This window comes from Nonomuraea sp. CA-141351, assembly GCF_050944675.1.
In the GTDB taxonomy this organism is placed as follows: Bacteria; Actinomycetota; Actinomycetes; order Streptosporangiales; family Streptosporangiaceae; genus Nonomuraea.
The window spans coordinates 11,215,037-11,232,665 of record NZ_CP191982.1 but is presented as its reverse complement, the minus strand read 5'-3'; the positions used below and the strand labels follow the sequence as shown (position 1 = coordinate 11,232,665).

Sequence of the window (17,629 nt, the reverse complement as noted above, 5' to 3'; positions counted from 1 at the left end):
AGCCGGAAGGGGGTATACCGGCGCACGCTGGCCGCATGGGTGTGAAGGTCAGTGTGATCGTCAATGTCCACAATCCGGGTGGCACCGCCAACGCGTGCATCCGTTCGGCCGTGGAGCAGACCATGCTCCCGGCCGAATATCAAGTGATCTTCGTGGACGACGGCTCCACCGACGGGACCGGGGAGCGGCTCGACACCATCGCCGCGGCCCGCGAGAACGTCCGCGTGCTGCACCTGCCGCATACCGGCTCCCCCATGCGCGGCCGCAACGTGGGCCTCGCGGCCGCCGTCGGCGACTACGTGTTCTTCCTCGACCAGGGTGACCGGCTGGAGAAGGACGCGATCGCCCGCATGTACGAGCGTGCCGTGGAGGCCGACGCCGACGTGCTGATAGGCCGTCTGATCCGCGACTTCGGGCCGCCGATGACGGCCTTCGAGCGCAGCACGCCCCGAGCCGACATCGTGCGCGACCGGCTGCTCGGCCTGCTCGTGCCGCAGCAGCTCTACCGTCGTGCCTTCCTGGAGGAGCACGAGCTGGGCTTCGCCGTGCCCGGCGGCCGGATGGCCGAGCAGGCATTCGTGATGCGGGCCTACCTGCGCGCCAAGGTCATCGCCGTGCTGGCCGAGCACATCTGCTGCCACCTCGGCGAGCGGCGTGGATACGAGGAGGAGCCGCGGGCGATGGTCAAGGAGCTGATCGGGCTCCTCGACGACATCGACACCTACGTCGGCGAGGGCCGCCAGCGCGACCGCATGTACGCCCACTGGTTCCGCTACGCCGTCCTGCGCCCGCTGGTGACCGCCAGATTCGCCGACTCCTCCGTCGATCGCGGCCTGCACTTCCGGGTGGTGCAGGAGCTCGCGACGGAGCGGTTCCCCACACGGCTCGACCGCTACATCCCGGTCCAGCTCCGCCTGGTCGCCGCGTACGCCCGCATGGGACGCCTGGACCAGATCGTGCTCCTGTCGAACTCCTCCAAGAGCGCCGGCCTCCGCGCCGACCTGACCGAGATGCGCTGGGACGCCCATGTGCTGGTGCTCGGACTGACCGTGGAGGTCCTGGCGGGCGACGGCACGCCCGACAGGTACCGTACGCAGGGCGAGCGCGTGCACTGGATACCGCCGCGCGCGATGGAGACCGATTCGCTCGACGACAGCGTCACCGACATCACCGACGCGGTCGAGCGGGCCCGCGTCGAGCTCTACGTGCGCCACTCCGAGACCGGCGCGATCCACTTCCTGCCGATAACGCAGCACGTGGAGCGCGTCGCCGACGGCCGCAACAAGATCAGGGTGCAGATCAGAGGCGAGGGCAGGCTCGACGTGACGAAGGCCGCGCACGGCCAGCCGCTCAAACCCGGCCAGTGGGAGGTGCACGTGCGCATGTTCGGGGGCGCCAACCAGGCCAGGAGCCGGGTCGGCCGCTCCGACGGCCCGCTGAACTGCCTGGGCGTGCTGGCCCAGCGCCCCAGAGTACGGCTGGTGGTGCCGTGCTGGACCGACCACGGCGAGCTGGGCCTGGCCATCGAGCCGCGCTCGTTCCCCGAGTCGATCGCGCTGGTGTCGCCGGGGGTGGAGATCAAGAAGCTCGACGGTCACGTGTACGTCGTGCTGCCGGTCCCGTACGTGCCGCCGAGCGGCGGCCCGCCGCTGGAGCTGGTGCTGCGCAACACCGGGCGGCGCGGCCGCGAGGTGTGCGCCCCGGCACTGGTGGAGGCGGGGGTGCCGGGCAAGATCGCCGGGCAGCTCGTCGCCAAGATGCCGGTCAAGTGGATGATGCCGGCCCCCGACCAGCTCGGTCCCGGCCGGTGGCTGTCGTCGCTGCGCTCGTCGGAGGAGGAGGTTGGACTGAGGTTCGCGCTGGAGATCCACAGGGGGAGGATCTCGGTACGGCCGGCCGCCGCCGTCGATCCGCGACGGCGCTCGCCCATGGGCAGGGACACCCTGCTGCACAGGATCGGCAGGCGGCTGCCCGGCGCGCGTCACCTGGTGCGTCTGGCGCGCGCGGGCAAGCACCGCTATCTCAAGGACTGACCCAGCCCTCCAGCTCCTCGAAGGCGTGCCTGAAGACCGGCAGCATGGGCTTGAGCCGGTCGGGGTAGACGTCCACCAGGCTGTCGAGGTGGTTGCCGCCCTCGACGCGGTAGTAGCGGAACGGCCGGTTAGGGCCGACCATCTTCGCGTAGACGTCGGAGTCGCGGGAGATCGGCAGCAGCGTGTCGAGCGTCCCGTGGATCGTGATCAGCGGCTTGGTGATCCGGCCGGTCAGCGCGATCTTCGCCACCGCCGCGTACGGCCTGCGCTGGTCGTAGTCGTAGTCGGCCGCCGCGCCCTGGTAGGACGGGTCCAGCTCCTTCTGGTAGAGCTGCTGCGTGAGCTCCCAGTAGTACTGCCGGTGGAAGGGCCACAGGAACTCCGAGCCCGCCGCGAACCCGGCCGCCCGCACCCCGGCCTCGTCCGGGTACGCCTTCAGCGCGGGCGGCAGGAAGTTGAGCAGGTTGTCGCCCTTGACCCGCCAGAGCGTGCCCTCCCAGTCGACGCCGCCGTCGTAGAGCCAGCCGCGGTTCTCCAGCTGCCATCTGACCAGGTAGCCGCCGTTCGAGATGCCTGCCACGAACGTCCGCTTCGGCCGCTGGCCGTACCGCTGCCTGACGACGGCCTTGGCTGCCACCGCGAGCTGGGTGACGCGGTCGTTCCACTCGGCGATGGCGTCGCCGGGGCGGCGGCCGTCCTCGTAGAAGTTCACGCCGACGTTGCCCTTGTCGGTGGCGGCGAACGCGTACCCCTTGGCCAGGACCCAGTCGGAGATCGTGTAGTCGTTGGCGTACTGCTCCCTGTTGCCGGGGGTGCCGCTGACGACGAGGCCGCCGTTCCAGTCGTCGGGGAGCCTGATCACGAACTGGGAGTCGTGGTTCCAGCCGTGCGTGGCGTTGGTGGTGGAGGTGTCGGGGAAGTAGCCGTCGATCTGGGTGCCGGGCACGCCCGTCGGGTTGACCGTGGCGGCCGAGTGCAGGCCGGCCCAGTCGGCCGGGTCGGTGTGGCCGGTCTTCACCGTGCCCGCCGTCGTCAGGTCGTCCAGCGTGGCCACCAGAGCCTGCTCCGCGCCCGGGACCGTGAGCTGCGGGGTCGGCGTGAGCAGGCTCGCCACTAAGCTCAGCGCGACGAGCATCACGCCTCCCCGAGGTGGGCGGCCAGCAGACGCTGGAACTCTTCGGGGTGCTCCAGGTGCGGGCTGTGGCCGCAGTCGTCGAGCACGACCTCGCGGTACGGGCCGTAGCGCTCAAGCACGGCCCTGGTCTGGGCCACCATGGGCTGGGCCGGCGTGCCGGGGGAGCCGGGCACCACGCCGAGCGCGCCCAGGTGGGCCAGGTCGAACAGCGACGTGTCCGAGACGATCACGTCGTCGGCGCCCCTGATCCACAGGATGGGCGGCTTGGGGTCGATCTCGTGGAGGTCGTCCAGGCGGAAGTGGGTGGGGGCGATGGCGTTGAGCAGACCGGTCTTGCCGGGGGCCACGCCGGGCCACTCGGGACTGGTGACGGCATCGCCTGGGTAGTTGGCCTCGCCGACGTGGGTGGTGAGCATCGAGCGTACGTAGAAGTCCTCGTCATGGACCTCGGGGTGCTTGACGTACGAGGAGCGGAAGACGCTGCGGGGCGACGTGGGGGACTCGTCCGACATGTCGCCCGCCTTGAGCCGGGCCACGAAGTCCGGGTTGGCTGCTCCGGCTCCCGCTCCCGTGCCGTCGGGGTGCGTGAGGCGGCCCTCCGGGCCCTCCGTGCCGCCGAAGCCGTACGGGGAGATGGGGTTGACCAGGGTGACGCTCCTGACGACGGCCGGGCGGTCGCGCAGGAGCTGCAGGACGATGCCGCCGCCCAGGCTCCAGCCGATCAGGTGCACCCCGTCCAGGTCGAGCGCCTCGACCAGCTCGATCAGGTCGTCGGAGTAGTCGCGCAGGCCCCTTGTGGCATCCACGGGCGCGGGGTCGCTCTCGCCGAACCCGCGCAGGTCCACCGCGAGCGGGCGGTAGCCGCCGGGGACGGCCGCCATGCTGTCGCGCCAGAAGGCGGCGGAGGAGACGTTGCCGTGTACGAACAGCACGGGCTCGCCGGTGTCCCTGCCCTCGACGGTCAGGACGTTCTGGGTGAGCCTCGGCGTGGTGACCTTCATCGCGCGTGGATCCTCTCGGCCAGGTCGCTGCCCTGGGTCTCACGCGCGGCGTATACCGCGGCCAGGGTGAGCAGCGCCGCCACACCAAGGTAGATCGAGATGGGCACGCTGCTCGAGTAGCTCTTCAGCAGCGCGACCGCGATGATCGGGGCCAGCGCGCCGGCCACGATCGCCGAGAGCTGCGCGCCGATGGAGACGCCGGTGTAGCGCATCCTGGTGCCGAAGAGCTCGGAGAAGAAGGCCGCCTGCGGGCCGTACATCATGCCGTGGAAGAGCAGGCCGACGGTGACGGCGAGGGTGATCACCAGGAAGTTGCCCGTGTCCACGAGCGGGAAGAACGCGAAGATCCACACCCCGATCCCGGCGGCGCCCGCCAGGTAGATCGGGCGGCGGCCGATCCGGTCGGACAGCGCGCCCCACATCGGGATCGTGACGAAGTGGATGGCCGAGGCGATCAGCACCGCGCCCAGCACGGTGGAGTTCTCGATCTTGGCTGACTTGGCGTACGTGATGACGAAGACGGTGAGGAGGTAGAACGAGATGTTCTCCGCGAGGCGCGCGCCGATCGCGGTGATCACGTCCTTCCAGTGGTGCCGCAGCACGCCCACGATGGGCGCCGCCTCCTCCGGCGGGGCCTGCTGGAAGACCGGCGACTCGCTGATCGTCAGCCGGATCCAGAGCCCGATCAGCACCAGCACGCCTGACAGCAGGAACGGCACCCGCCAGCCCCACGCCAGGAACGCCTCGTCGGACTGCCAGGCGGCCAGGGCCGTCAGCACGCCCGTGGCCAGCAGGTTGCCGCCCGGGGCGCCGGCCTGCGGCCAGGAGGCCCAGAAGCCGCGGCGGTCGGTCTCTCCGTGCTCGGAGACGATCAGCACCGCGCCACCCCACTCGCCGCCGAGCGCGAAGCCCTGCACGAGCCTCAGCGCGGTCAGCAGCAGCGCCGCGGACGGGCCCAGGGTCTCGTACGTCGGCAGGCAGCCGATCAGGAAGGTCGCGGCGCCCATGGTCAGCAGGCTGACGACCAGCAGCGTCTTGCGGCCGACCCGGTCGCCGAAGTGGCCGAAGACCAGGCCGCCGAGGGGGCGGGCGACGAATCCGACGGCGTAGGTGAGGAACGCCAGCAGCGTGCCGGTGAGCGGGTCGGACTCGGGGAAGAAGAGCTTGTTGAAGACGAGGGCGGCTGCCGAGCCGTACAGGAAGAAGTCGTACCACTCGATGGTGGTGCCGATCAGGCTCGCGGCGACGATCTTCTTGATGGAAGTGGCCATGCCGGTCACGGTATGGAGTGACCGGCGTCACTCATATGGCGCCGGAGCCCACAGTCTATGGGGTGGATGTGTGGCCGAGCCGGTGCAGGCGGAGCGCCAGCTGGATCTCGAGCGCGCGCTCCGGCTCCAGCCAGCCGTCGCCGAGCAGCTTGCCGATCCTGTCGAGCCGTTGCGTGACGGTGTTGACGTGGATGTGCATGGCCTCGGCCGTACGGGAGGGTGAGCCGCCCGAGCCGAAGTAGGCGGCCATCGTGTCGGCGAGCGCGGTGCCCCTGCGGGCGTCGTAGTCGATCACGCCGCCGAGCACCCTGCTGACGAAGCCGCGCACGTCGCGGCCGTCGCCGACGAGCAGCCCCACGAACCCCAGCTCGGCCGCGCTCGCGCCGTCGCCGGTGCGGCCGAGCGCGATCAGCGCCTCAGCGCACCGCCGCGCCTCCTGGTAGGCCCCGGCCACGTCTCCTTCGACGGCGGCCCTCGACGCGCCCGCCGTGGCGGGGCTGTGCAGCGACGTGCTCAGCTCCACGGCCACGTTCTGCGCGATGCGGCCCGCGTTCTCGCCGGGCAGCAGCAGCACGACCTCGTCACCCCGGCCCGCCGCCAGCCCGTGCCGCAGCGCGGCCTGCGACGAGGCCCAGAACGCGGCCCGCTCCCGCTGGCCGCCGTGCTTGGCCACCACCACGACGTGCGGTGCGTGCAGGTCCACACCCAGCCGTCGCGCCCGGTCGGTCAGTCCGGGGGAGTCGGGCCGGGAGATCAGGTCGTCGAGCAGCTCGCCCCTGACCCGGCCCTCGGCCTCCGCCACGCTCCTGCGGAACAGCAGGAGCAGCGCGCACACCAGCGCCGCCCGCTCCAGGATGCGCTCGTCGGCGTCGTCGCTGCGCAGGATCAGCGTGCACAGCGGCTCGGCGCCGACGTCCACGGACGCGATCAGCAGGTCGCCCCTCCGCACGGTACGCCCCAGCGCCCTGGACGCCTGCGCCGCCTCGAACACCCCTGAGTCCAGCTCGCCCACGTCGCCCGTGAGTGGCCGTCCCAGGTCGTCGAGCACGGCCAACGACCCGCCGAGGACGTCGGTCACCACGGCCGCCACGTCCTCGATCCCGCCGCCGCGCAGCACCAGCGAGGTCATCCTGTCGTGGGCCAGCGCGCCCCGCTCCACGGCGTCGCCGTGCTCCCTGGCGATCCTGTGGGCCTGGGAGAGCTCCTCCAGCGCGTTCCTGGTCTCCTGCAGCAGCCTGGCGTTGTCGATCGCGACGGCGGCGTGCGCTGCCAGGCTCGCCAGCAGCGACACCTCCTCCTGGTGGAACGGCCGCGCACTGCGGTTGGCCGCCATCAGCACGCCGATCACCCGCTGGCCCAGCCGCAATGGCACGCCCAGGATCGCGACCAGGCCCTCCTCCTTGACGGCCTCGTCGATGTCGTCCTTGTGCCGGAACCTGGCGTCGGCGAAGTAGTCGGCGGTCGAGTACGGCGTGGCCGTCTGCGCCACCAGCCCGCCCAGCCCCGCCCCCATGGCCAGCCGCAGCGCCCGGAACTTGGCCGAGATCGAGCCGTCGGTGACCCGCATGTACGTGTCGCCCTGCTCGGGGTCGTGCAGCGTCATGTAGGCGACGTCGGTGGCCAGGAGCTGCCTGGCCCGGTGCACGATGGCCTCCAGCACGGCGTCGAGGTCGCGCAGCGCGGCCAGGTCGCCGGCCGTGTCGTACAGCGCCGACAGCTCGGCCTCGCGCCTTGCACGCCTTTTGAGCAGCTCACGCACCTTGAGCGCCTCGACCTTGGCCTGCTCCAGCTCCTCGATCGTGGCCGGGGCCGCCCCGGCCGCCCTGGCCTGGATGATCGGCCCCTCGAACTCGACGGCAGAGGCCTCCCTGGCCAGCAGTTCGAGGAAGTGTTTGGCCACTAGCGCGCCGTCCAGCCGCCGTCCACAGGCAGCGACACGCCGGTGATGAACGACCCGGCGGGGCCACACAGGTAGTTGACCAGCTCGGCCACCTCCTCCGGCTCGATCAGCCGCTTGATCGCGGCGGGCTGCAGCATGATGCTCTCCACGACTTCGTCCGGCTCGATGCCGTGCACTTTAGCCTGGTCGGCGATCTGCGCCTCGACCAGCCCGGTCCGCACATACGCCGGGCAGACGCAGGTCGAGGTGACGCCGTGCGGCGCCCCTTCGAGCGCCACGACCTTGGAGAACCCTTCCAGCGCGTGCTTGGCCGCCGTGTAGGCCGACTTGTACGGCGAGGCACGCAGCCCGTGCACGGAGGAGATGTTCACGAACCGGCCCCAGCCCTTGGCGTACATGCCGGGCAGGACCTTGCGCGCGATCAGGAACGGCGCCTCGACCATCACCTTGAGAATCGCCGAGAAGACCTCGGGCGGGAACTCCTCGATCGGCGCGACGTGCTGGAACCCGGCGTTGTTCACCACGATGTCCACCGGCTCGTCCGGCAGCGACGTCACGAAGCCGGGATCGCTCAGATCGGCGACCACGGCCGCGCCGCCGATCTCGGCGGCGACCTTCTCGGCGGGCTCGGCCCGCATGTCGACGACCAGCACCCTGGCCCCCTCGGCGGCCAGGCGCCGGGCGCAGGCCGCCCCGATGCCGCCTCCCGCCCCCGTCACAAGCGCGGTCCGCCCCGTCAGCTCCTTCGCCATACCCCGAACCCTAGGCGCTCTCCATGCCGCGACGCATGGGTGCGGGCGACATAGATGAGACTCGCCCTATGTGGATCACTGGAATCTGCTATGTTGAGCGCATGATCGCGTATTCGTCCCAGTGGTGGCCCGCCTCCTAGGCGGACCTCCCGGCGTATACGCGCGACGGCCGCCTCGACGAGGCGGCCGTCGGCACGTCGAACGCGCCTCGTCGAGCACAGACGAAAGGGGCGCACACCATGACCACCTGGCCCGCACTGCTCACCACGCTGCTCGACGGCGCGTCGCTCACCTCACGCCAGGCGCAATGGGCCATGGAGCAGATCATCACGGAGACGGCGACGGACGCCCAGATCGCCGCGTTCGCGGTCGCGCTGCGGGCCAAGGGCGAGAGCGTGGCGGAGGTGTCCGGGCTGGCCGACGGCATGTTGTCCAGAGCGGCCGCGATCAGGGTTTCCGGCCACCCCGTCGACCTCGTCGGCACCGGCGGCGACCGGGCCAACACCGTGAACATCTCCACCATGGCCGCCATCGTCGCGGCCGCCGCCGGCGTCAAGGTGGTCAAGCACGGCGGCAGGGCCGCCTCCTCCATGGCGGGCGCGGCAGACGTGCTCGAGGAGCTCGGCGTCGTCATCGACCTGCCGCCCGCCGCGGTGGTCGAGGTGGCGGACGAGGCCGGCATCACGTTCTGCTTCGCGCCCATGTTCAACCCGGCGTTGAAACGCACTTCGGGGCCGCGCCGCGAGCTGGGCGTCCCGACGGTCTTCAACTTCCTCGGCCCGCTCACCAACCCCGCCCTGCCGGCCGCCCAGGCGGTCGGCGTCTTCCATCCCGGGCTGGCGCCGGTCATCGCGGGCGTGCTGGCCGAGCGGGGCTGCTCCTCGCTGGTCTTCAGGGGCGACGACGGGCTCGACGAGCTCACCACCTCGGGCCCTTCCACGGTCTGGGTGGTACGCCGCGGCACCGTGACGCGTACCGTCTTCGACCCGGCCGACCTGTCGATCCCGCGGGCGCGTCCCGACGACCTGCGCGGCGGCGACGCCCGGCACAACGCGGCCGTGGCGCGGGCGGTGCTCGCCGGAGACCAGGGACCGGTGCGCGACGTCGTGCTGCTCAACGCGGCCGCCGCCGTGGTGGCCGGCGACGGCGCGCCGCCCGCGCCCGACCTCACGGCCGCCCTGGGCGCCGCCTACAAGCGAGCCGCGGACGTGGTCGACTCCGGCGCCGCGCTGTCCCTGCTCACCCGCTGGGCCGAAGCCACCCGGGCACGGGCGTCAGCGCCCGATCATTAGGGTCTGGTCATTGACAGCACGTCGAGCGCGGCGTCGAGCTGCTCCTCGGTCAGCGTGCCGTTGGCCACGTGGCCGCGCTCGATGACGACCTCGCGGATCGTCTTGCGCTCGGCCAGGGCCTGCTTGGCGATCTTCGCGGCCTCCTCGTAGCCGACGTACCTGTTCAGCGGGGTGACGATCGACGGCGACGACTCGGCGTACTCGCGCAGGCGCTCGACGTTCGCCGTGATGCCGGAGACGCAGCGGTCGGCGAGCAGCCGCGACACGTTCGCCAGCAGCTTGATCGATTCCAGGATGTTGCGCGCGATGACCGGGAGCTGCACGTTCAGCTCGAAGGTGCCGGACGCGCCGGCGAACGTGATCGCCGCGTCGTTGCCGATCACCTGGGCCGCGACCATGGCCGTGGCCTCGGGGATCACCGGGTTGACCTTGCCGGGCATGATCGACGAGCCGGGCTGCAGGTCGGGCAGGTTGATCTCGCCCAGCCCCGCGCGCGGGCCCGAGCCCATCCAGCGGAGGTCGTTGGCGATCTTGGTGAGCGAGACGGCCACCACCTTGAGCTGTCCCGACAGCTCGACGATCGAGTCCTGCGCGCCCTGGGCCTCGAAGTGGTCGCCGGCCTCGACGAACGCGATGCCGGTCGCCTCGCGGAGCTTGGCGATGGCCTCCTGGGCGAAGCCGGGCGGGGTGTTGATGCCGGTGCCCACGGCGGTGCCGCCCAAGGGCAGCTCAAGCACGTGCTCGAGGGCCGCGGAGACGCGTACGACGCCGTGCTCGATCTGGGTGGCGTACCCGCCGAACTCCTGGCCGAGCGTCACCGGGGTCGCGTCCATCAGATGCGTGCGCCCCGACTTCACCACCCCGTCGAACTCGATCGCCTTCTCCCGCAGCGCCGCCGCCAGGTGCTGGAGCGAGGGCAGCAGGTGGAACGTCACCTCGGTCGCCGCCGCCACGTGGATCGAGGTCGGGAAGACGTCGTTGGACGACTGGGAGGCGTTCACGTGGTCGTTCGGGTGCACGGGACGGCCGAGGCGCTCTTCCGCCAGCGTCGCGATCACCTCGTTGGCGTTCATGTTGGACGAGGTGCCCGAGCCGGTCTGGAAGACGTCAATGGGGAAGTGGGCGTCGTGCTCGTTCTCGGCCACGTCGGCCGCCGCCTGGGCGATGGCCTCGGCCATGTCCTTGTCGATCATGCCCAGCTCGCCGTTCACCTCGGCGGCCACCGCTTTGACCAGGCCGAGCGCGGCGATGTGGGACGGCTCGAGAGGGCGTCCCGAGACCGGGAAGTTCTCCACTGCCCGCTGGGTCTGCGCGCGCCACTTGGCGCCTGAGGGCACGCGTACCTCGCCCATCGAGTCATGTTCGATTCTGAACTCGCTCATGACTTCCAGTCTTACCCACGGCCGCGCGATTCCCGCGTGGTGGGTGGTCAGCTCGAGAACAGGGCCACGATGAGGACGGCGATCACCACGGCCGCGACGGCGGCCACCGTCATGAGCACCAGCATGCCGTTGCGGTTGCCTGTGGGCTTCTGCTCCGGGTTGCCCGCGATCGCGAACAGGTCCGTACCCAGGCCCTTCCCCTGCCGCGGGACCTGCTGCGGGCCTTGCTGGGGCCCCTGCGGCGGCATCACCGGCTGCTGGTGGACGGGCTGGGGCTTGCCCGTCGGTGGATACACCTGCTGGCCCGGCGGCTGCGGGAGCTGGATGCGCTGGGTGGCGACGGCGCCCTCGTCACCCGGCTGCTGCGGCGGCTGCGGCCGATCGGGAGCCGGGGGAAGCGGCCCTTTGGGCCGCGCGATGCTGACCGTCCGCTCCGGGTCGTACCCCGCCCCAGGGGACGAGGTGCCCTGGGCGCCGGCGGCACCGGCCTGTGGCGGGTGAGCGGGCGGGGTGATCCGCGGCACGGTGGGCGCATTGGGGCCACTCGGGCCGTGCGGCCCTGACGCGGGCCCCGGGACCGGCCGCGGCCCCTGTCCGCCGGGCCCCTGTATGCCAGGCGCGCCGGGTACGGGTCCACCCGGGCCCCCGGGCACCGGACCGCCCGGCACGGGGCCGCCGGGTCGCGCAGGAACGGGACGGCCGGGAGCGCCGACCGGTCCACCGGGTCCTCCGGGCATCGGGCCGCCCGGTCCGGCAGGAGGCCGGCCCTGACCCCAGGGTCCTCCGGGACCGCCTTGTCCGGCGGGTGCGGGAGGCTGGGGGACGGGGTTCTTGGGGACGGCGAACGGATCGGGCATAGCGGCCTCCTGCGCCATAAGAGCCTCGGCCGTGAGCACCGGCATCTCGCTCGTGGGGGTGTCGGCGACCATGCGCAGCAGGGTCTCCGCCTTGGCAGCGCCGAGCCGCTGCCGGTAGTCCTTGTTCAGCAGCCCGTTCAGCACCGGCCGCAGCTGCCCTGCCTGCGTCGGCGGGTCGGCGCTCTCGCTGAGCAGCGCCGCCAGCGTCTCCGCGATCGTGGCCCGCTCGTACGCGGGCCGTCCCTCGACGGCGAAGTACAGAGTCGCCCCGAGCGACCAGATGTCGGACTCGGGGCCGGTGTACTCGCCCCTGGCGCGTTCCGGCGCCGTGTAGCCGGGCGAGCCGATCACCATGCCGGTCTTCGTCAGCCGCGAGTCGCCCTCCGCCTTGGCGATGCCGAAGTCGGTCAGCACCACGCGCCCGCTCTCGGTGATGAGCACGTTGCCCGGCTTGACGTCGCGATGGGTGATGCCCTGGGCGTGCGCGGTACGCAGCGCCCCCAGCAGATCCACGCCGATCTCGGCCACCAGCCGCGGCGGCAGCGGCCCCTCCTCCTCGATCACCTGCTCCAGCGAGCGGGCTTCGATGAGCTCCATGATGATCCACGGGCTGTCGTTCTGAATCAGCACGTCGTGGATGGCGGCGACGGACGGGTGGTTGATGCGCGAGGCGATGCGCCCCTCACGGACCATACGTTCGCGCAGCTCGGCCCGTTGCTCCTCGGTGAGGCCGGGGTCCTGGCGGATTTCCTTGACCGCCACCTCGCGCCCGAGCGCGCGGTCGCGTGCGCGCCACACGGTGCCCATGGTCCCCCGGCCGAGCGGGGCTATGAGCTCGTAGCGCTCCGCGAGCAGGCGTGTCTGCTGTTCCGGCATGAGAAGAAGATATCGATTCTCGCTTGGGAAGTGCTTTAACCTCGCTTGCGAAGTTCTCTTGGCCAGAACCGCCGAGGAAGACACAACTTTATCACCGCCGCTTTGAAACGGGCATATGCGGAGGGTGCCGGCCCCGCTTCAACGCGTTTCCTGTGCACCCCCTCGCCGGGTTTGCGTTCTTGCCGCGGCGCCGGGACCGACAGCGCTGTCGCGGTGACGTCCGCCCTGTGCAGCCCGCGATGCGCGGGCCTGCGTGTGAAAGACGGCGTCGTGATGGTGGACGGGCCCATGCGGATGGACTTGCGCGGTGCCAGGGGCTCCTCGGCCGAGCCTCCCGCGGCCACTCTGGCCAGCATGAGCGAGGCCCGCACGGAGTCGAGCCTGGTCTGCGGGTCGATCCTGAGCAGCGCGTCAAGCACCGGGGCCAGCGGCCCCGCCTTGGTCATCGGGATCGGCTCGCCGCTGGTGAGCGCCGCGAGCGCGGCGGCGGCCGTACGGCGACCGTGCAGGCCCCTGCCCTCGACGGCGGTGTAGAGGGTCGCGCCGAGCGACCACAGATCGCCCGCGGGGCTGGCCTTCGAGCCGAGCACCCGCTCTGGAGCGATGTATCCCGCGGACCCCAGGACGATGCCCGCCTGGGTGATGGAAACGTCACCTTCGAGCGCGGCCAGCCCGAAGTCGGTGAGCACCGCGCGGTCCTCGGTCACCAGCACGTTGCTCGGCTTGACGTCGCGGTGCAGGATCCCCTTGGCGTGGACGGCGCGTAGCGCGCCGAGGATCTGCCGGCCGATCTCGGCGGCCCTGCGCGGGTGGAGCGGTCCCTCCTCCTGGATGAGCTGCTCCAGGGACTTGGCCCGGAGCAGCTCCATCACGATCCACGGCCGGTCGTCCTCGGTGACCACGTCGAAGACGGTGATGACCGACGGGTGCGCGACCATCGCGGTCGCCCTGCCCTCGCGCTCGGTCCGCGCGCACAGCTCGGCGCGCAGCTCCTCGTCGAGCACGGTCGGCAGCCGCACCTCCTTGACCGCCACATCACGGTCGAGCAGCTCGTCATGCGCCCGCCAAACGGTGCCCATGCCGCCGCGTCCAACCGGCTCCACAAGCCGGTAGCGCGCGGCGAGTAGGTAACCAGAGGGCGCACGCATGCCTGGCAGCTTACCTATTTGTGTAAACCGACCAGTAGAGGCGCGGCCGATAAATTGTTGCGAACTTAAGTCAACCCGCCTGACTCGTCACGTCAGCAAACCTCGTGGTCACATCGGCCCAGTTCACGAGGCCCCACAGTTTCTCGACGTAGTCCGGGCGCACGTTTCGATACTGAAGGTAGTACGCGTGCTCCCAGGCGTCGAACACCAGCAGCGGAGTGGTGTTCATGCCCACGTTGCCGTGATGGTCGTAGACCTGCTCGACGACGAGCCTGCGGCCCACCGGTTCCCGGGCCAGCACGCCCCAGCCGGAGCCCTGCACCGTCGAGGTGGCGGTGGTGAGCTGCTTCTGGAACGCCTCGAACGTGCCGAAGTGCTCGTCGATGGCGTCCCTGAGCGGCCCGTCCGGGCGGTCGCCGCCGTCCGGCGACAGGTTCTCCCAGAAGATCGAGTGCAGTACGTGCCCGGACAGGTTGAAGGCGAACGTCTTCTCCAGGCCCACCAGATTCGAGAACTCGCCCTTGTCGCGAGCCTCGGCCAGGCGCTCCAGCGTGTCGTTGGCGCCCTTGACGTAGGCCGCATGGTGCTTGGCGTGGTGCAGTTCCAGGATCTCGCCGGTGATGGCCGGCTCGAGCGAGGCGTAGTCGTAGGGCATGTCGGGAAGGGCTTCCCCGCCAAACTTTCCTGGGCACGTTTGCGCAGCTCGCCGGGCAGATGTGTCGTTCAGCACACATGCGCCGCCGATAAATGTGCATGATGCCTGGTAGGGGTCTTTCAGGGGTACGGCAGGCTGACTGTCAGGAACTTCAGGGAGGCTGTCAGCCACTTGTAAGGGTGCCGAAAGGGGGGCGGGGCATGGTACAGCCAAGAGAGAGGGCGTTCTCCCAAAGACCCGGAAACTGTCGGCCTCGAGGGACAGACTGAGGGTGTACGCCGAGGTCCACTGCTAACGCCAGGCTATTGAGGGACGTGATGAAGATGCGCCAGACCCAGGTTCGCAGCCGACCGAAGAAGTCGACCAGAGCCACGCTGGACCTTCGCACGCCTTCGGGGCGCCCGTTGCCCTTTTGAAAGCCAGGAATCAGGAGCGCAATCTGAGAGGTGCGCGATGTGCTGTCACTACCCCGTTTGCCCCAGTGCCGACTCGCCCGACCGTGAGGCGTCGCACGTCATCGCGGCCCACCCCGACCAGGGCTGGAGCCTGCTCTGCAACGGCGTCGTGCTGTTCGACGACACCGGTCTGCTGCTGCCCGACGGCACCGTCGTGGCGCCGCACCGGGCTCCGGTGGCCGCCTGAGCCGCGTGGCCGTCCGCCGCATGAGCCGCCGTAGCCCGCCACCGCCGCCACCGGCACGCGCGTCGGCGGCCCGTCACGGCGGGGCGGTGCGCTCGACTCAGCCGCGGCGCCCGATGCTCAGCACCGGGCCGGTGCGGTCGGTGAAGAAGTCGTCACCCTTGTCGTCCACCACGATGAACGCGGGGAAGTCCACCACCTCGATCTTCCACACCGCCTCCATCCCCAGCTCCGGATACTCCAGCACCTCGACCTTCTTGATGCAGTCCTGCGCCAGCCGCGCCGCGGGGCCGCCGATGGACCCCAGATAGAACCCGCCGTGCTTCTGACAGGCCTCGGTGACCTGCTTGGACCGGTTGCCCTTGGCCAGCATGACCATCGAGCCGCCCGCCGCCTGGAAGCGCCCCACGTACGAGTCCATCCGCCCGGCGGTGGTCGGACCGAACGAGCCGGAGGCGTACCCGGCGGGGGTCTTGGCCGGTCCCGCGTAGTAGACCGCGTGGTCCTTCATGTACTGGGGCATCTCGCCACCGTTGTCCAGCAGCTCGGCGATCTTGGCGTGGGCGATGTCGCGCGCGACCACGAGGGGGCCGGTGAGGGAGAGGCGGGTCTTGACGGGATATCTCGTCAGCTCGGCGAGGATCTCGGACATGGGGCGGTTGAGGTCCACCTGGACGACGTCGTCGGAGAGGTGCTCGTCGGTGGTCTCCGGGAGGAAGCGGGCGGGGTCGGTTTCCAGCTTCTCCAGGAAGACGCCCTCAGGCGTGATCTTGGCCAGCGCCTGGCGGTCGGCCGAGCAGGAGACGGCGATGGCCACCGGGCAGGAAGCCCCGTGCCTGGGCAGGCGGATGACGCGTACGTCGTGGCAGAAGTACTTGCCCCCGAACTGCGCCCCGATCCCCAGCTTCTGCGTCAGCTCGAAGACCTTGGCCTCCATCTCCAGGTCGCGGAACCCGTGCCCCGACGCCGACCCCTCCGTGGGGATCGAGTCGAGGTAGCGGGCGCTGGCGTACTTGGCGGTCTTCAGCGCGAACTCGGCGGAGGTGCCGCCCACGACGACGGCCAGGTGGTACGGCGGGCAGGCCGCGGTGCCCAGCGAGCGGATCTTCTCCTCCAGGAAGGCCATCATGCGCTTCTCGTTGAGCACGGCCTTGGTCTCCTGGTACAGGAACGACTTGTTGGCCGAGCCGCCGCCCTTGGCCATGAACAGCAGTTTGTACTCGTCCGGATGGCCGTGCGGGTCCTCGGCGTACAGCTCGATCTGGGCGGGCAGGTTGCTGCCGGTGTTCTTCTCCTCCCACATGGTCAGCGGGGCCATCTGCGAGTAACGCAGGTTGAGCTTGGTGTACGCGTCGTACACGCCCCGCGCGATGTGCTCGGCGTCGAGCCCGTCGGTCAGCACGTGGCGCCCGCGCTTGCCCATGACGATCGCGGTGCCGGTGTCCTGGCACATGGGCAGCACGCCGCCGGCGGAGATGGAGGCGTTCTTGAGCAGGTCGAGCGCCACGAACCGGTCGTTGCCGCTGGACTCGGGGTCATCGACGATCTTCCTGAGCTGGGCCAGGTGCGAGGCCCGCAGGAAGTGCGAGATGTCATGGATGGCCGTCTCGGTCAGCAGCCGCAGCGCCTCCGGCTCGACCTCGAGGAACGTACGCCCGGCCGCCTCGACCTTCCGCACCCCCTCCGATGTGATCAGCCGATACTCGGTCTCATCGGCTCCCAGCGGCAGCAGGTCGGTGTAGTCGAAGTCGCCCATGTCCATCCTTTCGGTCCCCCAAGAGATTACGCGCCTCCCGGTGCCGGTACTTCAGAGACCGTTCGTGACCGTTCCGCGGTCAGGCCCACGAGGATGCCCGCGATCACGAGCCCCGCGCCCAGCAGGTCGTACGCGGACGGCGTGGCCACCCCCAGCACCGTCCCCGTCACGATGGCGCCCACCGGGATGAGCCCCGCGAACAGCCCGGCCCGGCCGGGGCCCAGCTTGGGCAGCGAGCTGTACCAGAGGAAGAACGCCACCACCGTCACCACGACCGCCAGGTACGCGAACCCGAGCACCTCCGCCGCCGTCGGCGGCCTGAACATCCCGGCCGTCCCCTCGTCCGCCAGCCCGGCCACGGCCAGCAGGGGCACGGCCAGCGCCGTCGAGTAGGCCGACACCCTGATCGCCCCCAGCTTCGGCAGCAGCGGGATGGCCAGCATGGAGAAGCTCACCTCGCCGACGAGTGCGCCCAGCGCCCACAGCAGGCCGGGCAGGTTGCCGCTGCCGAGCCCGGTGGCCAGCGTCGCCCCGGCCACCACCACGCAGGCCCCGGCCAGCAGCCGGGGCGCCGGGCGACCGCCGGCCAGCGCGAGGGCCAGCGGCACGGTGCCGAGCACGGTCCCGACCAGAGTGGGCCCGGCGGCGCGGGTCGACTCGACCACGCAGACGTTGAACATCACCAGACCGAGCATGGTGAGCCCGCCCAGGCAGAGCGCCTCGCGCAGCGTGAGCCGGACGAACCGCAGGCCGAGCGCTCGCGTGATGACAAGCAGGACGATCGAAGCCGCGAGATACCGAACCGCCTGTCCGCCGTACAGGGGATAGCCGTCCACGAGTCCGGACACTCCGGCCAGCGTCCCGACGAGGAACATGGCCGAGGCGGCCCCAACGATGCCGTTTCTCATGCGAAGGATGCTAGGGAGACAATG

General features: G+C 70.7%; 14 protein-coding genes. 3 read left to right on the top strand and 11 right to left on the bottom strand.

The features are described from left to right. Positions 1–35: 35 nt before the first annotated feature. The gene (locus tag ACQPWU_RS52675) at positions 36–2,033 is read left to right on the top strand and encodes a glycosyltransferase family 2 protein (protein ID WP_433434436.1); all 1,998 of its coding nucleotides are present in this window, start codon (positions 36–38) and stop codon (positions 2,031–2,033) included. Here ACQPWU_RS52675 and ACQPWU_RS52670 read toward each other — a convergent pair. Genes ACQPWU_RS52670 through ACQPWU_RS52650 form a run of 5 tightly spaced genes read right to left on the bottom strand, consistent with a single transcriptional unit; the run spans position 2,023 to position 8,092 of the window. Then, positions 2,023–3,168: an alpha/beta hydrolase family protein gene (locus tag ACQPWU_RS52670; RefSeq protein WP_433434434.1), complete on the bottom strand. Its 1,146-nt coding sequence runs from the start codon at positions 3,166–3,168 to the stop codon at positions 2,023–2,025. The two genes, ACQPWU_RS52675 and ACQPWU_RS52670, sit on opposite strands and share 11 nt — an antisense overlap. Beyond that, positions 3,168–4,169 carry an alpha/beta fold hydrolase gene (locus ACQPWU_RS52665; protein ID WP_433434432.1) on the bottom strand — a complete coding sequence of 334 codons (1,002 nt, stop codon included), beginning with the start codon at positions 4,167–4,169 and terminating at the stop codon, positions 3,168–3,170. The genes ACQPWU_RS52670 and ACQPWU_RS52665 overlap by 1 nt, the downstream gene beginning before the upstream one ends. Beyond that, positions 4,166–5,440 (bottom strand): MFS transporter, encoded by a 1,275-nt coding sequence (locus ACQPWU_RS52660; RefSeq protein ID WP_433434430.1) that lies wholly within the window; start codon positions 5,438–5,440, stop codon positions 4,166–4,168. The genes ACQPWU_RS52665 and ACQPWU_RS52660 overlap by 4 nt, the downstream gene beginning before the upstream one ends. 55 nt (positions 5,441–5,495) lie before the next feature. Continuing rightward, complete coding sequence (locus ACQPWU_RS52655; RefSeq protein WP_433434428.1) at positions 5,496–7,340, bottom strand: helix-turn-helix domain-containing protein; 1,845 nt, start codon at positions 7,338–7,340, stop codon at positions 5,496–5,498. Further along, the gene (locus ACQPWU_RS52650; RefSeq protein WP_433434426.1) at positions 7,340–8,092 is read right to left on the bottom strand and encodes a 3-hydroxybutyrate dehydrogenase; all 753 of its coding nucleotides are present in this window, start codon (positions 8,090–8,092) and stop codon (positions 7,340–7,342) included. The genes ACQPWU_RS52655 and ACQPWU_RS52650 overlap by 1 nt, the downstream gene beginning before the upstream one ends. Before the next feature lie 239 nt (positions 8,093–8,331). Here ACQPWU_RS52650 and trpD point away from each other — a divergent pair, with 239 nt between their 5' ends. Continuing rightward, positions 8,332–9,384, top strand: a complete 1,053-nt coding sequence (trpD, locus tag ACQPWU_RS52645; protein WP_433434424.1) for an anthranilate phosphoribosyltransferase — start codon at positions 8,332–8,334, stop codon at positions 9,382–9,384. Here the strand turns inward: trpD and ACQPWU_RS52640 are convergent. The 4 genes from ACQPWU_RS52640 to ACQPWU_RS52625 form a co-directional block, all read right to left on the bottom strand. Further along, on the bottom strand, positions 9,381–10,766 hold the full coding sequence (locus ACQPWU_RS52640; protein WP_433434422.1) for a class II fumarate hydratase: 1,386 nt from the start codon (positions 10,764–10,766) through the stop codon (positions 9,381–9,383). The genes trpD and ACQPWU_RS52640 overlap by 4 nt on opposite strands. 47 nt (positions 10,767–10,813) lie before the next feature. Next, complete coding sequence (locus ACQPWU_RS52635) at positions 10,814–12,499, bottom strand: serine/threonine-protein kinase (RefSeq protein WP_433434420.1); 1,686 nt, start codon at positions 12,497–12,499, stop codon at positions 10,814–10,816. A gap of 35 nt (positions 12,500–12,534) precedes the next feature. Beyond that, the gene (locus ACQPWU_RS52630) at positions 12,535–13,647 is read right to left on the bottom strand and encodes a serine/threonine-protein kinase (RefSeq protein WP_433434418.1); all 1,113 of its coding nucleotides are present in this window, start codon (positions 13,645–13,647) and stop codon (positions 12,535–12,537) included. Between the two features lie 70 nt (positions 13,648–13,717). Next, positions 13,718–14,302 (bottom strand): superoxide dismutase, encoded by a 585-nt coding sequence (locus ACQPWU_RS52625; protein WP_433434416.1) that lies wholly within the window; start codon positions 14,300–14,302, stop codon positions 13,718–13,720. Between the two features lie 453 nt (positions 14,303–14,755). Here ACQPWU_RS52625 and ACQPWU_RS52620 point away from each other — a divergent pair, with 453 nt between their 5' ends. Beyond that, positions 14,756–14,944, top strand: a complete 189-nt coding sequence (locus tag ACQPWU_RS52620) for a DUF5999 family protein (RefSeq protein WP_360683446.1) — start codon at positions 14,756–14,758, stop codon at positions 14,942–14,944. Between the two features lie 97 nt (positions 14,945–15,041). Here the strand turns inward: ACQPWU_RS52620 and ACQPWU_RS52615 are convergent, their stop codons facing one another. Both ACQPWU_RS52615 and ACQPWU_RS52610 read right to left on the bottom strand, forming a co-directional pair. Beyond that, on the bottom strand, positions 15,042–16,697 hold the full coding sequence (locus ACQPWU_RS52615; RefSeq protein ID WP_433434414.1) for a fumarate hydratase: 1,656 nt from the start codon (positions 16,695–16,697) through the stop codon (positions 15,042–15,044). Positions 16,698–16,723: 26 nt separating this feature from the next. Next, a complete protein-coding gene (locus tag ACQPWU_RS52610; protein ID WP_433434412.1) occupies positions 16,724–17,605 on the bottom strand; it encodes a DMT family transporter in 882 nt (293 codons plus the stop codon). Positions 17,606–17,629: the final 24 nt, after the last annotated feature.